This is a genomic window from Cryobacterium levicorallinum (genome assembly GCF_004402405.1).
Classification (GTDB): Bacteria; Actinomycetota; Actinomycetes; order Actinomycetales; family Microbacteriaceae; genus Cryobacterium; species Cryobacterium levicorallinum.
Map to the genome: position 1 here is coordinate 116562 of NZ_SOFE01000012.1, position 18563 is coordinate 135124.

Annotated in this window: 19 protein-coding genes; 6 read left to right on the forward strand and 13 right to left on the reverse strand. The window is 60.8% G+C overall.

Annotated features, from left to right (window positions below; genetic code table 11):
- The first annotated feature begins 124 nt into the window (after nucleotides 1-124).
- On the forward strand, nucleotides 125-613 hold the full coding sequence (locus tag E3O11_RS07150; RefSeq protein ID WP_092450959.1) for a QcrA and Rieske domain-containing protein: 489 nt from the start codon (nucleotides 125-127) through the stop codon (nucleotides 611-613).
- Between the two features lie 39 nt (nucleotides 614-652).
- On the opposite strand, the gene E3O11_RS07155 is transcribed toward E3O11_RS07150, so the two are convergent.
- The 5 genes from E3O11_RS07155 to msrA form a co-directional block, all read right to left on the reverse strand.
- Nucleotides 653-1123 carry an acyl-CoA thioesterase gene (locus E3O11_RS07155; protein ID WP_092450960.1) on the reverse strand — a complete coding sequence of 157 codons (471 nt, stop codon included), beginning with the start codon at nucleotides 1121-1123 and terminating at the stop codon, nucleotides 653-655.
- Between the two features lie 12 nt (nucleotides 1124-1135).
- The gene (ettA, locus tag E3O11_RS07160) at nucleotides 1136-2818 is read right to left on the reverse strand and encodes an energy-dependent translational throttle protein EttA (RefSeq protein ID WP_092450962.1); all 1683 of its coding nucleotides are present in this window, start codon (nucleotides 2816-2818) and stop codon (nucleotides 1136-1138) included.
- A gap of 5 nt (nucleotides 2819-2823) precedes the next feature.
- A complete protein-coding gene (locus E3O11_RS07165; protein ID WP_241990981.1) occupies nucleotides 2824-3378 on the reverse strand; it encodes a DUF6993 domain-containing protein in 555 nt (184 codons plus the stop codon).
- 41 nt (nucleotides 3379-3419) lie between these two features.
- Nucleotides 3420-3950 carry a single-stranded DNA-binding protein gene (locus tag E3O11_RS07170; RefSeq protein WP_092450964.1) on the reverse strand — a complete coding sequence of 177 codons (531 nt, stop codon included), beginning with the start codon at nucleotides 3948-3950 and terminating at the stop codon, nucleotides 3420-3422.
- A gap of 204 nt (nucleotides 3951-4154) precedes the next feature.
- Nucleotides 4155-4679: a peptide-methionine (S)-S-oxide reductase MsrA gene (gene msrA / locus E3O11_RS07175; protein ID WP_092450966.1), complete on the reverse strand. Its 525-nt coding sequence runs from the start codon at nucleotides 4677-4679 to the stop codon at nucleotides 4155-4157.
- 139 nt (nucleotides 4680-4818) lie between these two features.
- Between msrA and E3O11_RS07180 the strand changes: the two genes are divergently transcribed.
- Both E3O11_RS07180 and E3O11_RS07185 read left to right on the forward strand, forming a co-directional pair.
- Nucleotides 4819-5049, forward strand: coding sequence for a hypothetical protein (locus tag E3O11_RS07180; protein WP_092450968.1), 231 nt, complete (start codon nucleotides 4819-4821; stop codon nucleotides 5047-5049).
- 101 nt (nucleotides 5050-5150) lie between these two features.
- Nucleotides 5151-5921 carry a hypothetical protein gene (locus E3O11_RS07185; protein ID WP_174775755.1) on the forward strand — a complete coding sequence of 257 codons (771 nt, stop codon included), beginning with the start codon at nucleotides 5151-5153 and terminating at the stop codon, nucleotides 5919-5921.
- 79 nt (nucleotides 5922-6000) lie between these two features.
- On the opposite strand, the gene nadE is transcribed toward E3O11_RS07185, so the two are convergent.
- On the reverse strand, nucleotides 6001-6822 hold the full coding sequence (nadE, locus tag E3O11_RS07190; RefSeq protein WP_092450971.1) for an ammonia-dependent NAD(+) synthetase: 822 nt from the start codon (nucleotides 6820-6822) through the stop codon (nucleotides 6001-6003).
- Between the two features lie 173 nt (nucleotides 6823-6995).
- Here nadE and E3O11_RS17580 point away from each other — a divergent pair, with 173 nt between their 5' ends.
- Complete coding sequence (locus E3O11_RS17580; RefSeq protein WP_166787521.1) at nucleotides 6996-7142, forward strand: hypothetical protein; 147 nt, start codon at nucleotides 6996-6998, stop codon at nucleotides 7140-7142.
- Nucleotides 7143-8370: 1228 nt separating this feature from the next.
- Here the strand turns inward: E3O11_RS17580 and E3O11_RS07195 are convergent.
- A complete protein-coding gene (locus E3O11_RS07195; RefSeq protein WP_198415565.1) occupies nucleotides 8371-9918 on the reverse strand; it encodes a purine-cytosine permease family protein in 1548 nt (515 codons plus the stop codon).
- 34 nt (nucleotides 9919-9952) lie between these two features.
- Nucleotides 9953-10867: a LysR family transcriptional regulator gene (locus E3O11_RS07200; RefSeq protein WP_092450975.1), complete on the reverse strand. Its 915-nt coding sequence runs from the start codon at nucleotides 10865-10867 to the stop codon at nucleotides 9953-9955.
- A gap of 71 nt (nucleotides 10868-10938) precedes the next feature.
- Here E3O11_RS07200 and hisD point away from each other — a divergent pair, with 71 nt between their 5' ends.
- Together hisD and E3O11_RS07210 are read left to right on the forward strand one after the other, a co-directional pair.
- Nucleotides 10939-12288: a histidinol dehydrogenase gene (gene hisD / locus E3O11_RS07205; protein WP_092450977.1), complete on the forward strand. Its 1350-nt coding sequence runs from the start codon at nucleotides 10939-10941 to the stop codon at nucleotides 12286-12288.
- Nucleotides 12289-12295: 7 nt separating this feature from the next.
- Nucleotides 12296-13126, forward strand: a complete 831-nt coding sequence (locus tag E3O11_RS07210) for a nitrilase-related carbon-nitrogen hydrolase (RefSeq protein ID WP_092451000.1) — start codon at nucleotides 12296-12298, stop codon at nucleotides 13124-13126.
- A 117-nt stretch (nucleotides 13127-13243) separates the two neighbouring features.
- Here E3O11_RS07210 and E3O11_RS07215 read toward each other — a convergent pair whose 3' ends face one another.
- From E3O11_RS07215 to E3O11_RS07235, 5 genes are read right to left on the reverse strand one after another with little or no spacing between them, the layout of a single operon-like run.
- On the reverse strand, nucleotides 13244-14104 hold the full coding sequence (locus E3O11_RS07215) for a BtpA family protein (RefSeq protein WP_092450979.1): 861 nt from the start codon (nucleotides 14102-14104) through the stop codon (nucleotides 13244-13246).
- The gene (locus E3O11_RS07220) at nucleotides 14101-15030 is read right to left on the reverse strand and encodes a carbohydrate kinase family protein (RefSeq protein WP_092450981.1); all 930 of its coding nucleotides are present in this window, start codon (nucleotides 15028-15030) and stop codon (nucleotides 14101-14103) included. Before E3O11_RS07220 ends, E3O11_RS07215 begins: the two co-directional genes overlap by 4 nt.
- The gene (locus E3O11_RS07225; protein ID WP_092450982.1) at nucleotides 15030-16157 is read right to left on the reverse strand and encodes a hypothetical protein; all 1128 of its coding nucleotides are present in this window, start codon (nucleotides 16155-16157) and stop codon (nucleotides 15030-15032) included. The genes E3O11_RS07220 and E3O11_RS07225 overlap by 1 nt, the downstream gene beginning before the upstream one ends.
- A 2-nt stretch (nucleotides 16158-16159) precedes the next feature.
- On the reverse strand, nucleotides 16160-17149 hold the full coding sequence (locus tag E3O11_RS07230) for an ABC transporter permease (protein ID WP_092450984.1): 990 nt from the start codon (nucleotides 17147-17149) through the stop codon (nucleotides 16160-16162).
- Entirely contained in the window at nucleotides 17142-18485 is a 1344-nt protein-coding gene (locus E3O11_RS07235) for a sugar ABC transporter ATP-binding protein (RefSeq protein WP_092450986.1), read from the reverse strand. The genes E3O11_RS07230 and E3O11_RS07235 overlap by 8 nt, the downstream gene beginning before the upstream one ends.
- Nucleotides 18486-18563: the final 78 nt, after the last annotated feature.

An 18563-nucleotide genomic window follows, 5' to 3' on the forward strand; every position in this document is an offset into this window, starting at 1 on the left:
AACACGGAACCGGGGCCATTGCGGTTCAATTGACGTCCTGAAACACTGAACCGAACCACCGGCCGCTTCGTTGATAGCTGAAGCAGCGCCAACCTACCCGCTAATACGTTCCTCAAGGAGAATCATGGCCCCGGCAATCAACCTGTCCCGTCGAAGCATGATCCTAGTGGGGGGAAGCGCCGCCGCAGCGGTCGCCCTGGCTGCCTGTAGCAGCACCCCGGATACCGGTACCGCCTCCACGGACGCGTCCCCGACCGAGACCGAGAGCGCGACCGATCCGACCGGTTCAGCCACGGATCCCGGCGCGGAAACTGCACCGGCCGGGACCGAGGTCGCCAAACTGGCCGATATCCCGGTTGGCGGTGGCATCGCGGCCACCCTCGATGGTCAACCAATCCTGCTCGCCCAGCCGACGGAAGGCACGGTCGTCGCCTTCAGCGCGATCTGCACGCATCAAGGCTGCAAGGTGGAGCCCGCCGCCACCGAATTCGACTGCCCGTGCCACCAGTCGCGCTACGACCTCGCCACGGGTGAAGTGCTCGGCGGCCCGGCACCACGCGCACTGGACCGAGTCACCGTCACTGTCGCTGGCGACACGGTTCTGGCCGGTTAACGATCCCGGTAGGCGCGGCGATCGATGGCCCGCGCTGGCTCATCGGCGGGCAAACTCGATCGGTTCGTCGAGGTAGGGAGTCCAGGCGGCACGTTCGGCATCGTTGATGCGGCGCGGGCGTTCGCTCGTCGCATCGACGAGCACGATGGTCGTGTTCGCCCGCGCATACAGTATCTCCGGCGTGACCCCCTCGGGGCTGTACACCTCATAGCAAACGTCGAGGCTCGCGCCACCGAGCTTACCGAGCCACAGCCGCACGTCGAGCGGCTGACGCAGGTAGGGCACCGGCGCCAGATACTCGATCTCCTGCCGGGCGATCAGCGTCAGGGTCGCCGCGCCCGGACGCCCGTCGAGCACGGCCGTGCTCGCGCCGATCGCCCCGTCGTCTTCGGTCACCCAGAAGGCCAGGATGCGGGCCTCTTCCAGCAGGCGCAGCATCTCGGAGTTGTTGACGTGACCGTAGGCGTCGAGGTCGGACCAGCGCAGACGGATCGGTACGTGCAGCTTCACTTTCTTGACTTTCTAGTCGCGAGTGAGCTTGCGGTAGGCGGAACGGTGCGGCTTGGCCGCGTCGGGGCCGAGTCGCTCGATCTTGTTCTCTTCGTAGGACTCGAAGTTGCCCTCGAACCAGTACCAGTTGGCCGGGTTTTCGTCGGTTCCCTCATACGAGAGGATGTGCGTGGCCACCCGGTCCAGGAACCACCGGTCGTGGGTGATCACCACGGCGCAGCCGGGGAACTCGAGCAGCGCGTTCTCGAGCGAACCAAGCGTTTCGACGTCGAGGTCGTTAGTGGGCTCGTCGAGGAGCAACAGGTTTCCGCCCTGCTTCAGGGTGAGAGCCAGGTTCAGGCGGTTGCGCTCGCCACCGGAGAGCACGCCGGCCTTCTTCTGCTGGTCTGGGCCCTTGAAACCAAAGGTCGAGACGTAGGCGCGCGACGGAATTTCGGTCTTGCCGACCTGAATGTAGTCCTGGCCGTCGGAGACGACCTCCCACAGGGTCTTGTTCGGATCGATGCCGCCACGGTCCTGGTCGACATAGGAGATGTTGACCGTGTCGCCGATTTTCAGCTCGCCGCCGTCGAGCGGCTCCTTACCGACGATGGTCTTGAACAGGGTGGTCTTTCCCACACCGTTCGGGCCGATGATGCCGACGATGCCGTTGCGCGGCAGGGTGAAGCTGAGATTGTCGATGAGCATGCGCCCGTCGAAGCCCTTTTCGAGCTTGGTCGCGTCGATGACCTGGGCACCGAGGCGCGGGCCAACTGGAATCACAATTTCTTCGAAGTCCAGCTTGCGGGTGCTCTCAGCGGCGGTGACCATCTCTTCGTAGCGGGCCAGACGGGCCTTCGACTTCACCTGACGGCCCTTGGCGTTGGAGCGCACCCACTCGAGCTCGTCGGCGAGACGGCGCGACAACTTCGCATCCTTCTTGCCCTGCACGAGCAGTCGTTCCTGCTTCTTTTCGAGGTAGGTGGAGTAATTGCCCTCGTAGGGGTAAAGGTGTCCGCGGTCGATTTCGGCGATCCACTCGGCAACATGGTCGAGGAAGTACCGGTCGTGGGTGACGGCGATCACGGCGCCGGGATACTTGGCGAGGTGCTGCTCGAGCCACAGGACACTCTCGGCGTCGAGGTGGTTAGTGGGCTCATCGAGCAGCAACAGGTCGGGTTTCTGCAGCAGCAGCTTGGTCAGCGCTACGCGGCGCTTCTCACCACCGGAGAGGTTGGCGACCTCGGAGTCACCCGGCGGGGTGCGCAGGGCATCCATGGCCTGCTCGAGCTGGGAATCGAGGTCCCAGGCATCCGCTGCATCGATCGCTTCCTGCAGAATGCCCATTTCGGCGAGCAGGGTGTCGAAGTCGGCGTCAGGTTCGCCAAGAGCGAGGCTGATCTCATTGAACCGGTCGACCTTGGCCTTGATCGGCCCGACGCCCTCCTGCACGTTTTCGAGCACGGTCTTGCTCTCATCGAGCTGCGGTTCCTGCATCAGGATGCCGACGGTGTAGCCCGGGGAGAGTCGCGCCTCGCCGTTGCTGGGGGTATCCAGACCCGCCATGATCTTGAGAATGGTGGACTTTCCGGCGCCGTTCGGGCCGACCACACCAATCTTGGCACCGGGGAAAAAGGACATGGTGACGTCGTCAAGAATCAGCTTTTCACCGATCGCCTTGCGAGCGCGGACCATTGAGTAAATAAATTCGGCCATAATACCTACCAGTCTATTTGTCGACTGGACCCAACCAGACACAAACCGGTCGAGAGGATCGGCGCGACCACGCTGTGGAAGCCGTCGCTGGCCGGGCCGATTTGACCGATCAGGCATTCGCCGGCGAAGCGCACGGAGAATTGTACGGAGTCGGCGACGAGATCGGCCTGGGTGCGGTCGAAGCTCACTTCCATCGCGCTGCGGTCGAACCCGCCGGCGACGAGGGCGTCGATGTAGGCACGGCCGTCAGCAGCGGGGTTGGCCTTGGTTACCGCCGCGGCCAGAAAGTTGAAGTAGACCAGATTCTCCCCGGCGGTTCCAGTCGGTACCAGCGCCGGGTCGGGCGCTGGAGTAGCCGAGGAGTCCGGTGTCGCCGACGTAGTGGGCACAGCGGTGGTCGCGGCGGGCTCTGCGGGGACACCGGTACACGCGGCGAGGCTGACGCCGAGGAGCAGCGCAGCGCCCACCGCGACCACGGCGGACAGGGAGAACCGCGAGCGGCCGGCGCGCCGACCGGCCGTAGTCACGACGAACTGATCCTGCGGTTGTGGTTCTGCCACGATCACGTATTGCCTCTCCCCGTCCACGCGCGTGGACGATGTTACGAGTCTAAACGCGCGTAGGCATCCACATCCGCGTCGGTGTCGATCGGTACAAAGCCGTCTCCGGCCGGGTCGACCTGCCCGCGCTCCGCCTCGAACGCACTGGCCGATTCCTCCGATTCAGGGGATTCCACCGGGTCCGGCTCAGCCTGATCGGTGCTGGTACGCGAGGGTGCCACAGAGCGCACCGGCGTCGTGGTGTACCAGGTGAGGTCATGGCCGACAGAGTCAGCAATGATCTCCACGGAAGTTCCGGATTTCTCGGCGTTGGTCCATTTTCGAACGACCAGCCGTCCGGTGACGACAATGTGCTCGCCTTTGTTGAGCGACTTGCCCGCATTCGTGGCCAGCTGGCGAAAGGTCTTGACGGAATACCAGCAGCTTTCGTCGACGATCCATTCGTCTTTGGCCTGGTTGTGGTGGCTCTGGCGGGAGGCCAGCCGAAAGGAGGTGATCGGGGTCCCGTTTTTGCCGAAAGTCACACTGGGAACGGTGCCGATGACTCCGGATATCGTGATGTGGTCGCTCATGGTTTCTCCCGGCACGGTTGTCGCGAAGACGCTCGTTGGGCGCTCGACAGAGAGTGAGCGCACACGGCCCGGGAACGACAACTCGTGCCAGTCTTCGTCGCTCCCGGGTCGCACACTGCGAGTGTGCCGCCCCCATGGGCTGCGACGGATCGATTCAAGCGAATCAGTGGAGAATCCCGCCGACGAGCCGTTGTGGAGAAGAAACTAGCCGACGAGGTACTCGGAGTACGACTTGCGAATCTTGTTGACTTTCGGCACGGCAACGGCCATGCAGTAGCCCTGCCCGGGGTTCTTGTTGAAGAAGTCCTGGTGGTAATCCTCGGCATCGTGGTAGTCGCCGAGCGGTTCGATTGTGGTGGTGATGCCGGAGCCCCACCACTCGCTCGCCCGATCGCGGGCCGTCTCAAACAGCCGCTTCTGCTCATCATCGGTGTAGAACATGGCCGACCGGTATTGGGTCCCGATATCGTTGCCCTGCCGGTTGAGCTGGGTCGGGTCGTGCAGTGTGAAGAACACGTCAAGGATGACGCTGGCCGGAATGACCTCCGGGTCGAAGGTGACCGCGACGGCCTCGGCGTGGCCGGTACGCCCGGTACAGACCGCTTCATAGTTCGGGTCGGCGGTGGTGCCGCCGGTATACCCCGACACGACCTCGCTCACACCGCGTAAGACCCGATAGACAGCATCGAGACACCAGAAACATCCACCTGCGATCACAAAAGTTTGCACTCCTCCACCCTAACTCGTCCGGCGTCGCCGCTGCCGAATGCTGCGTCAGCATCGCCGACTGTTCGCCGAAAGCGGATGTCGGTGGTCGCCCATACGGTGGATGAAACAACCGCGGCCGGCCGAAGCAGAAGGAGCAATCATGACCACTCTCATCGCACCGATCGCCCGCATTCGTGGCCGTGACTTCATCCTCGTGCGCGAGGGACTGTGGCGCGTCGTCGACCCCCTTGGCGCTGTCATCGGCTATCTCGAATGCCACGCCGGCATCGACGGCGACCGGTACAGCGCCCGCAGAATAGTCTTCGCCACGCGCACGCGCGATCTCGGTGTGTTCTGCCGCATCGAAGACGCCATCGATTGTTTCCGCTAGTGCTCTAATAGGTGCCGCGCTGCACCCATTGGTTCCAATCGCGTGGGGGCACGCCGAGGCTGGTCCCGCAGAACAGAAACTGCGCGGATAAAATCCTCGACATGGAATGGTGGAATAGCTTCGTAACCTGGCTCACAGACGTCAGCACAGAACCGGTGGTTTTCAGTGCAATCGTCTTCATTGGTGCGATTGTCATCGCCAGCGTGCTGGCGGCGTTGATCTCCCGGGGGGCCGTCAAGCGGCTCCTCACTCAGCGGGATCGGGAGATCAAGGTGGCCGCGATCGCCTCTCTCGTCGATGCCGCCACCGAGGCATCCGTTTGGAATTCACTGACCCCGCAGGAACAGGTCATGAGCGAACGGGCCGTCGGACAGGCCGACATTCAGGTTCGACTGCTGCCGATCCGCGGTTCGGGCATCGCCGCGAACTGGGCCGCCCACGAGTTGTACGAGCTCAAGCGCACCTCGGCCACATTCGGGTACCAGCTGGAACCGGCTTTGGTCGAGTTTCGCGACCGCCTGGTGGAGTGGCAGAACAAGCCCGGGCGTGCCCGCAAAATCTTCCAGGGCGATCTCGATCGTTGGAAGGCCCAGAATTCCGGCGCCGAGAAGAACCTGCTGGCCGAGCAGGAAGCCTGGGTTGCCCAGCAGCACCACGACCAGCACAGTGCGGCAGAGTCCGCCCCCGCACCGGTGCGAGCGGCACCGCTCACTCCTGCGGCGGTCAACCGTGCGCCGGCAGCCACTTCGACGGCGGCTGCGGCTGCGGCCGACGCATCACCGGAGACCCAGCGTCTGCTCGACGACGTGAACAAGCTCGAGGTGCGCAGCACAGACCCGCTCACTCGTTCGTCCTCCGCACCGACCACCTAGGTCAATCAGCACCACCTGAACAAGCCGGTCGGCGCTCTCGCAGCACTGACCGGCTCGTTTTTTCGTCGCGCTGGGGCGCTTACTGCCACCAGTCGTCAAACAGCGAAGCTGGCACTCGCCGCTTATGCTCCGTACTCAGGAAGCGTGCTTCGATTGCCTCGGCCACTTCGTCCTCGACCGGAAGCCCCTCGAGAAAATCGTCGATGTGGTCATACTGCAGCCCCAGATTGGCTTCGTCGGTCTGGCCGGGCGTGTGATCGAGCAGATCAGCGGTCGGGTCCTTCAAATAGAGCTGTTCGGGGGCGCCGAGCTCCATCAACAGGGCCCGGCCCTGACGCTTGGTCAGGCCGGTCAGCGGGAGAATATCGGTGCCGCCGTCGCCGTACTTGGTGAAGAATCCGGTGACCGCCTCGGCAGCATGGTCGGTCCCGACCACGAGCAGGCCGAGCTGGCCGGCGAGCGCATACTGCGCGATCATGCGGGAGCGCGCTTTGACATTCCCCTTGGTGAAGTCGGTCATCGCCACGTCGAGGCTTGCAAGAAACTCGGTTTCGAAACCTTCGACGGCGAGTTCGATATTGAAGACGGCCTGCGATTGCGGGCGGATGAATTCCAACGCGAGTTGCGCATCCGCTTCATCGCGCTGCACCGCGTATGGCAGGCGTACAGCGACAAAGGTGGCCGGATGACCCTCGGCGACGAGATCATCGATGGCGAGCGCACACAACCGGCCGGCCAGGGTGGAATCCTGGCCGCCGCTGATGCCGAGCGCCAGGCCCGCAGCGCCGGTGCGCTTGAGGTAGTCCTTGAGAAATTTCACCCGGCGGCCAATCTCGGCGGTCGGGTCGATGGTGGGTGAGACGTTGAGTTCCGCGATGATTCGCGCCTGGAGTTCTCGCATACTTGAATCTAGCAATCCTCGAGAATTAGTGCTGCCGCAGCACCCAGACGGCAGGCGAAGCCTTGGCCTTCACGTCGATTCGCGCCACACTGGCAACCGCTCGTGTCCAGAGTCAACGACAAGAGTGAGGCGGATATGACACGACGAACAAAAGCACCGCTGCGCTGACGATATTGGGCCTGGTCTTCTTCGGCCTCGGCGTTTGGAGTGCCGTCAGCGGCGACAACGTGTTTTATTCGGTCGGAATGCTGGGGCTCGGTGCAGCCCAGACGATCTACTACGGCCGAAGATACATTCAGCAGAAACGCGCTCGCACCTGATTGTGCCGTTCGCTACAGTGCGGTGCCCCCGGTAGGAATCGAACCTACGACAATCGGATTGCGGCGGGCCCTTTCTTGACGAGCGAATCCAACTGCGAGACTTAGACTGATCTCGATCTGATCAGGAGTTCCCTGTGATATCGGTTGCCATTCTATCGCAAAACCTCGACTCATCTTGGCTGGTCTCGACGCAATAAACGTTGAATAAACGTGCGCGCATCAAGTCCTCACGCTTGGTCCCAAACCCGCCCAATCGACGTACGATATCGAGCGCTTGCCGAACACCTGGTCTCGGGCTGCACACCTGGTGTGGTGATCGGCTGTGACTAGCCACGCACTTACGCACAACGGTCGCGACCGAGCGAGGGTCACGCTCATCGCTACGCTCGATCCGCCGCATCGCAATCGTGCAGCCCGATACGATCCGCACCCTCCTGGCGGATGCGGGTGAATTCGGCATCTTGTGGAGTCTGCGTATGCCGGTGCGGAAAGAACAGACCCCTGGTTTCCAAGGAAAATCAGGGGTTAGAGCTGGGGTACCTGAACTCGAACCAAGAACAAATGATAGGCGTCGGGGTGGTGGTGCGCACCTGCATATGGGGCAGACTTCCGCGGAATTCCGCGGTTCTCATGGACTTTAGTGTACGCGCTGTACGGCGAGATACGGCCTGAATCTGGTCCTATTTTGGGGTTTATGGTGCGTTTATGGTCATGGTCGCAGAGCCTTGAGCCGACGGCTCTATCTAAAGAGATCATCCGGCGGGACGTGACCTCCCGCGTCTTCGTTGAGGGGAAATCGCCGTCGGGAACGGTGGTGGCTTCGGGTGATTCCGAACGAAGGGTTCGGGGTGGGCGGCATGGGGCGTCGTGAGGACGCGGGCTCGAGCGTGCTGGTCCGGGTGCTCATCGGAATAACAGCCAGGTGAGGCAGCACCACGCACTAAACATGTGTGAAACCCCCTTCTTCTCGTTAAAAAAACTGAGAGAAGGGGGTCTCATGGTGGCGCTTGCGCGATTTGAAAAGGCTATGAAGCCCTCACGGACGCACCGAGGTGGCCGTCCAATCGGCTGACTGCGCGATCTCTACGTCAGCTGAGGGTGCAAGGGAGCGAACCAAACTTCCAAGCAACCACGCCTGAGCGCGGTTTGGGATGGTAGCACTAGCACCGAGGTGACAAGTAAGACAGTTCCAGAATAGGGCCTCGCCTGCCCTATGCGCGCCCGTCAGTCACGCCCTCGGCGCAAACATGACCGCTTCCTCTCCATGAAGAGCCATGTCCTCGTCGGCAGCCCGCCGCTCGCGATCATGATCGATGCCACGAGCGAGGATCACGTAGGCGACAGCGGAGGCTGCCAACCCAACGAACAGGGCGAGGTCGGCGCCGCCCAGGCTTTCTGCGATTGGCCCGGTGTACCAAGCAGTAACCGCGAAAGGAATCATCGCGACGATGCCGATTGCGTAGGCGGTCATGCCACGCCAACCCCAGTTGCCATAGATACCTCCCGGCTTGAAGATTTGTCGGATGGCGTACTGGCCGCGCCGGACGAAGTAGTAGTCGACCAGGTTCACGGACGTCCAGGGCACGAGAACGTAAAGCAGGATGACTAGGAAGCTGCCGAAGTTCGCAAGAAAGTCGCCCGTGCTGACTAGTGCACCGAAGAACGCCGCCATTGCAATCAGCGTGCAGGCAACTATTCGCACCGTTCGTGTCGGCCGAATGGGACGAATCGAGTCCGCGATCGTGATTAGTTCCATTGCTGCGGCATAGATATTCACGGTGATGACGCTGATTAGACCCGGAAGAGCTGCCAGGAGGAGCCAGAAGCCCGAACCCGGCAAAATCATATCGGCCGCGTCTCGAACGCCGTCAAGTGGGCCTGCCGCGGTGAAGACCGCCGCGATGAAGGCACCCAACACCATGAGCCACACCGCACCGACAAATACTCCACCGTAGGTGTGGAAGAGGGCTTTTCCAGGACGAGTTTCCGGGGGGAGATATCGGGAATAGTCCGACACATAAGGCGCCCAGCCCAAGGCGTACGCTGCAGCCGCGCCGAATTGAACGAGGAACGCCGGCCAGTTGAAGCCGTCAAAGGATAGCTGGGTGGGGTCCAGCGGCACCGCGACGATCGCCGCCACCGTGAATATTCCGAAGGTCAGCAGGAACAGGAGGGTTAGCCACTTCTGAGTCTTGTGGATCCAGTGGTAACCGAAGATTGCGAGGACGAGGGCGAGTGCGCTGATGACGAAGTACCAGAGCCCGTTCGCTTCGACACCAGTGGTCATCGTGAGAATCTCGCCCGCCAGCATCTGATTGAACATATTGAAGCCGACCAAGCTGAACACGACGACGGCGCAGATGAGAGCGACCCCGCGGAAACCAAACTGGGCCCGGGATTGAATCATCTGCGGCAGGCCGAGCTGCGGACCTTGTGCTGAGTGGAACGCAGTGAAAATTGTCCCCACGGCGACCCCGAGCACGATCGCAGCCAGTGAAGTCAGAAACGAAGCACCGAGAGCAGCACCGAGCATGCCGGTGGCAAGGGTTGTGACATTCGCATTCGACATGAACCAGAGCGGGAAGAGGGTCCAAGGCTTACCCCGCCGCTCTGAAATGGGCACCCAGTCAATCGAGCGTGACTCAATGGCGTTCGGCAGCGCTGCGGACGGCAGCGTGTCACGTGGATGGGTCATTCTTCCCCTTGATTTGGACGGTGAGAGCGACAACCTGCGCTCGGTTTTTTTCAGAATAGGGGGACCAAATTCGCTGCACAAGACGATGCGGACCTATATGAACCATAGGCTGAGGCTATAGCGGATCGGTGCTCAATGACGGGGCGCGCAACATCTCTGTCGCCAATCGCGCTAGCTCAGCTGTGGCCGGGGACAGAGTCGCCCCCTCGCGCGTGATCAGTGCGATGGTGTCAAAGAGAGGTTCTGCGAACGAGACCGTACCCACCGATGCGGGAAATCCAGCGCTCGACGCGACAGCTCGCGACAGAAGCGTGTCTCCCATGCCCCGCGCCACCAAAACCAGCGCTGACTCAACATTCTCAACCTCGATCATCGGCTCCAGTCGCACCCCGATCAGTTGGGCACGCTCAGCGAGCTGTCTGCGCGTTGGATCATTCCAGCCGTAGTGGGCGTCGTAAAGAATGAGTGGCGCGTCACCAATCGCCGCGATCGTCATGGGCGCTTGAAGCCGACGAGGATCCGCGCTTGCCCAGACCACCTCGTCGCGAAGCAGCGGAGTCACGGACAAACCGTCATTGTCGATCGGAAGAACCGCAAGTCCGGCTTCAAGCTCGCCGCCACGTACGCCGTCAGCGACCTCTACCGAGTTCTGGCCCACGAGCCGCGTGCGAACGCCCGGGCGTTCCGCGTGAAACCGTTCGGCCAGATCCGAGAGAAAGTAGTATCCGGCGTTTCGCAAAACGCCAAAGGACGCGACACCGCCCGTAATTCCGCGCAGCGCATCCAAGGTTTGCCTCGCGCCGTCCACGCCGTCCACGACCCGACGCGCCCACGGCAGCAGTTCTTCCCCAGCAGATGTCAGAACAAGGCGCCGTCCCGTTCGCGCGAATAGTGGCAGCCCCCCCTCCACCTCGAGCTTGCGAACGAGTTCAGACACAGTCGGCTGGGCCGTGCCGAGGGCCAGCGCTGCCGCGGTGAAGGACCCGAGGGTCGCAGCGAGCAAGAATGCCCGCAGTTGCGTGATTGTCATAGCTTTACCCTATGCCACTGATAGTTTACCTCGGTCTTGTCCTCCGAGAAAGAGCCACCTAGGCTCGCCTCATGCTCTTTACATCCGCTGCCCTCCTTGCCGCCGCCGGCTCCTATCGCCATCTCAAGACTCCCCGTCTGGACGGCCCTGCCGCCCAGCGTGACCCAAAAGTGATCGCCACTGTCTCCGAAATGCTCAGCACCATCGAGGCAGGGGGGATGGATGCAGTCTTGCAATACGCCGCGAAGCTGGACTCTTGGACCCAGTCCAACGTTGAGCTGAGTGCCAAGGAACTCGCCAGTAGCGGGGATCGGCTGCCGGCCGACCTTCGCGCGGCGATCGAACTGGGCGCGTCCCGAACACAGGCCTTCGCCCGCGAGCAACGCAACCAGCTCAAGGACTTTGAAGTCGAGCTTGTGCCCGGATTGATCGCGGGCAGCCGCTACGTTCCCATCTCTCGGGTTGGTGCCTACCTTCCTGCCGGACGGTTCCCACTTACCGCGAGCGCTTTCATGACGGTCGGCGTGGCGAAGGTAGCGGGTGTCCCTTCCGTCCTTGCGTGCACACCGCCGCAGCCGAACGGTCGCGCCAATGATGCCGTGTCGTATGCGGCGCACCTCTCCGGAGTGGACCGTGTATTCATTTTGGGAGGAGTCCAGGCTTTGGCTGCGATGGCCTTCGGGTTGCTCGGCGAGGCGCCGGTCGACATGCTCGTCGGGGCGGGGAACGCTTATGTCGCCGAAGCAAAACGACAGTTGTTCGGCACTGTAGCAATCGACCTACTGGCCGGGCCATCGGAGGTTGCAGTCATTGCCGATCACACCGCCGATGCTGAACTCGTTGCCGCCGATCTTCTCGGTCAGGCCGAGCATGGCCCCAACTCACCGGCCGCCCTGATTACCACTTCCGAAGAATTGGGCCACGCCGTCATTGCCGCCGTCGACCGCCAGCTGGAAACGCTTGAGACTGCCTCCATTGCTGGGGCGGCCTGGCGTGATTATGGCACCGTGACTGTCGCTGCGAGCCGCGATGTCGCCATTGCGCTCATGGACGACTTGGCTCCCGAGCATCTTGAGGTGATGACCGACGATGACGACTACTACCACGACAATCTTCGCAACTATGGCTCCCTCTTTATCGGTGCCTGGAGCACAGTGGCCTACTCTGACAAGGGCATGGCTGGGACGAACCATGTACTTCCCACGGCAGGGGGCGCGAAACACAGTGGCGGTCTGTCCGTCTCACGGTTCCTGAAACCACTCACGTATCAGAGAGTCGCCCCCCAAACGACCTCCGAACTCGCACCGGCAGTCGAAATAATTTCGGCGTCTGAGGGAATGGCCGCCCACCGCGCAACCGCCAGCATGCGGACAGCGCGCGCCTCCGCACTGACACGTGAGCCGACGGCAGCCAGCGTTTAGGCTCATGATGCCCAACGAACCGACCGCGCCAGAGACCCCGGAGACACGACACGTTCGTGTCCGCTGCCATGAGCTGGCGCCCCAGCTGGGGCAGTTATCCGCGAATCTCACGATGATCGAAGATGCCATACGAGCCGCTGTCATCGATGAAGTGGACCTGTTGGTCCTCCCGGAGCTCTCGACCAGTGGGTACTACCTACGCGGCAAGGATGAGGCCACGAGCTGCGCCATCCCGATTGCGCATCCAATTCTGGAGCGTTGGGCCGGTTTGCTGTCCCCGAATATGACTGTGGTTGTGGGCATCTGCGAATCCCGCGATGAAGCGCTATTCAACACCGCTGTCACACTCGGGAGCGGAGGGGTTCTCGGCGTGTATCGGAAGACCCATCTATGGGATGGAGAATTGACAATATTCACCGCCGGTCAAGACCGACCTGCCGTCACTGAGACGCCGGTCGGCCGGCTTGGTGTGCTGATCTGTTACGACCTCGAGTTCCCAGAAATGCCTCGCTTCCTCGCCGTGGGCGGTGCCGAAATGATAGCCGTGCCTACAAACTGGCCTTTGGTGCCAAAACCGTCGGGGGAACACGCACCGGAGGTAATTCAGGCGATGGCCGCCGCCCGAAGTTCTCGCGTGGCAATCGCCTGTTGCGATCGACGCGGCGCCGAATTGCACAATGAGTGGACCCAGGGTTCATCCATCATCGGCTCAGACGGCTGGCCGACCGGAACTCTAAGCGGTGATCGAGTCGACGCCCTTCTGGCAATCGATCCGCATCGCACGACTATCAGCCCACGGAACAACGTCATCCAAGACCGCCGACCGGCACTCTACTGAGCCCTGACCAAGGCATCCTTAGTGCCGGTGACGATGTAGCGCACGAGCGCCCCACCACCGCTGTCGACGACGGTCAAGAAGTGAGCCAAAAATGACGGTGAAAAGTGAGCCATCCGATCACGATTGATGTGACCGCCTTGCTTTCTCGGCTTCGTTTACGATCCGCCGCGTTTGTTCCACCGACACTGGGTTCCACCAAACCCCGCCCTCTTTCATAGCACTCCCGACTATTGCGCCGCTAGCGACGCCGAGCAGCGCCACCGCATTTGAAGCGTTCAGGCCGCTGCCAACAAGGACCGGGCGGGTGGCGACTGATGAGATGTCCAAAACTTCCTCCACGGTGGTCGGGTTGCCTGTTCGGTGGCCGGTGGCGATGAGAACATCCGCATCGAACGCCTCTGTATCCAGTGTTAGCTCAGCGATCGATCTATCGGCGACGATTGCATGGCTACCGTGCTTTACGTGGACGTCTGCGAAGACTTTTATGTCGTGCGCATATATTGCGGCCCGGTACCGGAGGGTTGTGGCGGCCGCTCCTTCGATGAACCCTTCGTTTGCGACGTAAGCATTGGCCCATTGATTCGCGCGGATGAACTGCGCACCGGCTGACTTGGCGATGGCGATGCTTTGGTGGGTTGCGTTAGCGAGACAGAATACGCCGACCGGAACACGAACCGCTTCGACGACGGCTGCGGTAATGACGGATAACGCCGCGACAGTTTCGGGGCCCACCTGGTCTGGTTTAAGAAAAGGGATATCTCCTTCGTTTTCTACAATGAGACCGTCGATGCCCCCGTTCACATAGCGACGTGCGTCTTCCACGGCGCGCTCGATAATATCCCGCATGGATGCTCCACGGTATCGGGGTGCTCCTGGCAGAGGCTGCAGATGAACGGTTCCGATGAGTGGCTTGGTATTGGCAAATAATGAGATCAGCGGATCATCGACGGGGGCAACGACCGGGGCGGAGGTATTCATGAGACCTTTCTTAGTAAGCGCCGTGCCTTGCTGGCCCGGCGCTCGACGATTTCAGGATCAATTCGAACAGCCGCGGCGACGGCTCCTCGTGTTTCGCATACAAAGGACGCGGAGACGCTACCTCGGATGGCGGCTTCGATGGGGTCACCGGTTGCGACCAGACCTGCGAGAAAACCGCCGCAGAATGCATCGCCTGCGCCTGTGGGATCGACTAGTTTGTCGACTACGGAAGGAACGTTTGTGACTGTTCCTCCTATGAGGACGTCGACTCCGTCACTGCCGCGCTTAATCGCAAGTGTTGCGTTGCTGCCGTGTTCGCTCAACCAGTTCGAGAGGGCATGGATGTCTGAGTGTCCCCAAACGTCCCGGACCTCTTGGGCGCTGGGAAGAAACGCATCGAGTTCTCTAAAAACACAACCATCTAAGTAAGGGGTCTTGTCAATGGAGGGCTCGATGAGCAAGTCCATTGTGCGGACCACGTCACGTCCGGCCAGGTGTTCAAGGGCAAGCACCTGTCCTTGACTGGACTGCGGTGCGATGTGGACGCCTAACGGGTTCAGGCCGGCAGTATATGGGGAAGCCCGGAGACGGTCTAAATCGGCGAATGTCGCTCCACGCTTCTTCTCAAATTGTCGGCGTGTTCCGTCGGATTCATAGAGTAGCCAAAGCCCGATGCTCAGTGCGTGGGGGGACTTATAGACAGCATCGAGACAAATACCTGACGCGTCCAAACTCGACAGCAGCCCGTCAGGGAAGTCCGTGCCAACAACGCTGTTCAGCGCTACGTCATTGCTCCATACCAGTGCACCGACTGCACTGTAGAGCGCGCCTCCGCCAGCTTGCTTCCAATCTGCGCAGTCATCTTCGACAACCACATCATCGACAGTCAGCTCTCCGATGGTCAGGAGTCCATGCATCTCCCCCATCACCAGTCCACCGCCAGCTGCTTTGAATGCACGGCAACCCCGAGCACAACCAGCGCCCGCGAGAGATGTTGCAGGTCTTCCAGATTGGTTGCCGGTAGCCCGCGATCGAAATGCCTATTCACTCCTGGGTATCCGAGAATGATGACGCGGTTGCTGTGCGTCATGGCGGTTACGTCGTCGGAGCGCGGTACGTATCCACCGACGTTCAGTTTCACATTCACTCCGTGATCCTTCAACGAGCACAGTAGATCCTTGACCCCTGCAAATAGATGAGGCGGGGCAACCGAGCCCCTGCCGTGGCTGGAAAATTCTGCAAGCGAAGCGCCCCATGGCTTAACGTGATCCTGCACCATCGTCAGGTCCTCGGTCGGAACCCCATGAATGTCAATCGCGATAGCCAGGGGCGCGTCCTCCAAGTGACGCAGCAGCCGTGCAGCTCCTCGGGAAATCGTTTGACTGCTGGCCCCACTGGGACCCTCCTCCTCGTCGGTCAAGCCGAGGGAGAATGGGACTCCCAGTGCACTTAGCACCGAGGCAGCCAAGAGTGCGGATGCAACTCCAGCCGCGTTATCCAAAGAACCGGTTACGCGATTCGTTTTGAGGTCGACAGAGACTTCACTGGCCAGCACGATTCGATCCGCCGGGCCCAGCTCGGTTGTTTCCAACGTCGAGAACACGTGCCGTGTTCCGAGCATTGTGACTTCACCGGTGGCGACCGTTGTCCACGAACCGTCCGAAGCGAATCGAATGGCGCGGGCCGGGGCAGGTTTCTCAGCCAGGTGGTAGCAATACGGTGCTACCCACCAGAGTCCTGGTGATCCGGCAGGTCCGTCGAGCAGGTAGGAAACCTCGTCGAGGTGAGCCAGCATACGAATTCCACCTGCACCAAGGGACAACAGGTCGCAGCCGCTGCGGTGTGCATCCAACGTCAGTTGCGCACCCGAACTCGCCGATGCCTGCTTTGACCACCACAGCTCCACCTGTTCCCCGCGGGTGATGGACGATGCGCCGGAGGGTGCAGGCGTATCGGCAATGGAAATCAGCAATTCGAGCACCGCGTCCTGGGTAATCAGCTGATCACATTTCTCCCACATATCGGCGCGTAAAGTGAGCCATTCAGCAGTCATCGTCAGCGCCCCTGCGCATTCCGTCGCTGCAGCATCACGGCGGCCACAATGAGCATGCCGCTGAATAGGTTCTGCGCGTACGGGCTCACTCCTGTGAGATTGAGCAGGTTCGAAAGTACGCCCAGGAGTGCGGCGCCGATAAAGGTCCCGCCCACTGTGCCCAATCCGCCGAACAAGCTGGTCCCGCCCACGACGGTCGCAGCGATGGCATCGAGTTCATACCCATCCCCCGCAACAGGGGTCCCGACGCCTAACTGGCTGGCGTAAAGTATCCCCGCTACGCCGGCCATCACCCCGGAAATCACGTAGACCGAACATTTAACTCGCTTTACCGGAATCCCGGACAGTCGTGCTGCCTCTTCGTTTGCCCCGACCGCATATACCGACCGTCCGAAAACGCTATGTCGGAGCACTACCCAGGCAATAACGAGCAAAATTAGGAACACCAGTGCCGGATTGGGTATGCCCAAAGTTCGTCCGCTCCCGAACTGCAGAAATGCTTCGTTCGTAATCGGTATCGGCCGCCCCTGCGTGTACAAAAGCGATATTCCTTTGGCGAATGCCATCATTCCGAGTGTCATCACGAAAGGTTGAACGCCGCCCAGAGTGATGCCGAGACCGTTGAGCAATCCCAAGAAGGCACCCACCACCAAAGCGACGGCTATTGCGGGCAGCACCCCCAGAGTTTGCACCGTATCGGCCGTATAAACCACGACGACCGTCAGCATCGCGCCAACAGACAGATCGATCCCCGCAGTGATAATCACAAATGTCATTCCAAGTGCCAGCACACCGACGATCGAAATCTGGCGCAAGACATTCAGAATGTTTTGAACTTCGAGAAAATTTTCAGCGGTAACGCTAGCGACTACAACAAGCAGGCCGAGGGCGCCAGCGGCGCCATACTTTCGCACATACGGTCCGATACCGCTTGCCCGCCCTGATGTGCGATGTTGATCCGGAGTCCCGCGACTGCCGCTTCCATCAGTCATTGACTACTCCTCGTATAGTTGAGAGGCCTTCGGCCGCATTTGTTCTTGAAATCGGATTATCGGGTGAAACTTGGTCAGGTGAGACGATCGCGGCACGCGTGACTGCCTCTTCCGAGATCTCATCACCAGCAAACTCTGCGACGATTCGACGCTCACGCATGACGATGACCCGGTCTGACATAGCCAGAATTTCCTCTATTTCGCTTGAAATCATGACGACGGCAAGGCCACTATCGGTCAATTCCTTCATCAGCCTGTATATTTCACTTTTGCTGCCGACATCGATTCCCCGGGTTGGCTCGTCAAGAATGAGCACGGTAGGGGAAGCGGCAAGCCACCGCGCAAGCATCACCTTTTGCTGGTTTCCGCCGGAAAGGGTCGCCGCAGTGGAGTTTAGGTTTGAGGCCTTCAGCCCGACGGCGCTTGCGTGCCGCTGTGTGTCTGCTTTATCGTGTGAAGATCGGAGCAAGCCCCACCTTGACCGGGTTTTCAGGCTTGCCAAGCCAATGTTCTCTCGAATCGATCGGTGAAGAAGTAGACCTTGATCTTTTCGATCCTCGGGAAGGTAAGCGAGCCCTCGTCGACGGGAGGATCTGGGGTTGCGCCTATGAAGAAGTTCGCCGTCAACATAGACGCGTCCGGGTGCTTTGTCTGCTCCAATAATGGCCCTAGCGACCTCTGTCCGACCGCATCCCACAAGTCCCGCAAACCCGACAATCTCTCCGGCTCTGACCGAGAAGTTGATAGGAGCGCGCCCTCCCCTGACTTGAAGATTTTGCACATCAAGAATTACAGGAGCATCCAGGGCTATGCCTGGCCTTACAGGTGCAGTTAGTTCTCGCCCTGTCATTAGAGTTACCAGTCGTTCTTCAGACAGGTCTTCGACTAGAAGCGTGTCTTGAAGGACGCCGTCCTTCAGGACCGTCACACGGTCGCTCAGACTCATTACCTCTCCGAGGCGATGGGAGATATAGACGATGCCCACGCCTTGTTGACGGAGACTGTCAACAACCGTGTAGAGAACTTCCAGCTCCGCCTGTCCAAGAATGGCTGAAGGCTCATCAAGGACCAGTATCTTCGTATCTCGAACTAGGGCCCGCGCGATCTCGATGAGTTGCTGTTGCCCTAGGCTTAGCCGGCTCATTTCCGTTCGTTCACTGATATCCACGTTGAGCCGGTCTAGCACCGCCCTAGCTTGGCTGTGGGCGGCGGCCCACAGAACCCGGCCCCCTCGCCGGGGGAGCCGGCCAAGAAGGATGTTCTCGGTCACACTGAGCATTGGAGCACTGACCAACTCCTGATGCACGGTCACGTCCCGCCGGTTGGTGTAATTCATCGTCACCGTGCGGGTCAGCTGATTTGATTATGCGGCAATGAGCTCGGGAACGGGAATCACCCCCGTCAGGGCGCTGGC

Bases quoted from the DNA above. Each gene is read 5' to 3' on its own strand.
- E3O11_RS07200 (WP_092450975.1), bottom strand. From the start codon at position 10,867: ATGACAATCACGCAACTGCGGGCATTCTTGCTCGCTGCGACCCTCGGG.
- E3O11_RS07185 (WP_174775755.1), top strand. From the start codon at position 5,151: ATGGAATGGTGGAATAGCTTCGTAACCTGGCTCACAGACGTCAGCACA.
- E3O11_RS07170 (WP_092450964.1), bottom strand. From the start codon at position 3,950: ATGAGCGACCACATCACGATATCCGGAGTCATCGGCACCGTTCCCAGT.
- E3O11_RS07225 (WP_092450982.1), bottom strand. From the start codon at position 16,157: ATGACTGCTGAATGGCTCACTTTACGCGCCGATATGTGGGAGAAATGT.
- nadE (WP_092450971.1), bottom strand. From the start codon at position 6,822: ATGCGAGAACTCCAGGCGCGAATCATCGCGGAACTCAACGTCTCACCC.
- ettA (WP_092450962.1), bottom strand. From the start codon at position 2,818: ATGGCCGAATTTATTTACTCAATGGTCCGCGCTCGCAAGGCGATCGGT.
- E3O11_RS07180 (WP_092450968.1), top strand. From the start codon at position 4,819: ATGACCACTCTCATCGCACCGATCGCCCGCATTCGTGGCCGTGACTTC.
- E3O11_RS07235 (WP_092450986.1), bottom strand. From the start codon at position 18,485: ATGAATTACACCAACCGGCGGGACGTGACCGTGCATCAGGAGTTGGTC.
- E3O11_RS07230 (WP_092450984.1), bottom strand. From the start codon at position 17,149: ATGACTGATGGAAGCGGCAGTCGCGGGACTCCGGATCAACATCGCACA.
- E3O11_RS07215 (WP_092450979.1), bottom strand. From the start codon at position 14,104: ATGAATACCTCCGCCCCGGTCGTTGCCCCCGTCGATGATCCGCTGATC.
- hisD (WP_092450977.1), top strand. From the start codon at position 10,939: ATGCTCTTTACATCCGCTGCCCTCCTTGCCGCCGCCGGCTCCTATCGC.
- E3O11_RS07210 (WP_092451000.1), top strand. From the start codon at position 12,296: ATGCCCAACGAACCGACCGCGCCAGAGACCCCGGAGACACGACACGTT.
- E3O11_RS07150 (WP_092450959.1), top strand. From the start codon at position 125: ATGGCCCCGGCAATCAACCTGTCCCGTCGAAGCATGATCCTAGTGGGG.
- E3O11_RS07220 (WP_092450981.1), bottom strand. From the start codon at position 15,030: ATGGGGGAGATGCATGGACTCCTGACCATCGGAGAGCTGACTGTCGAT.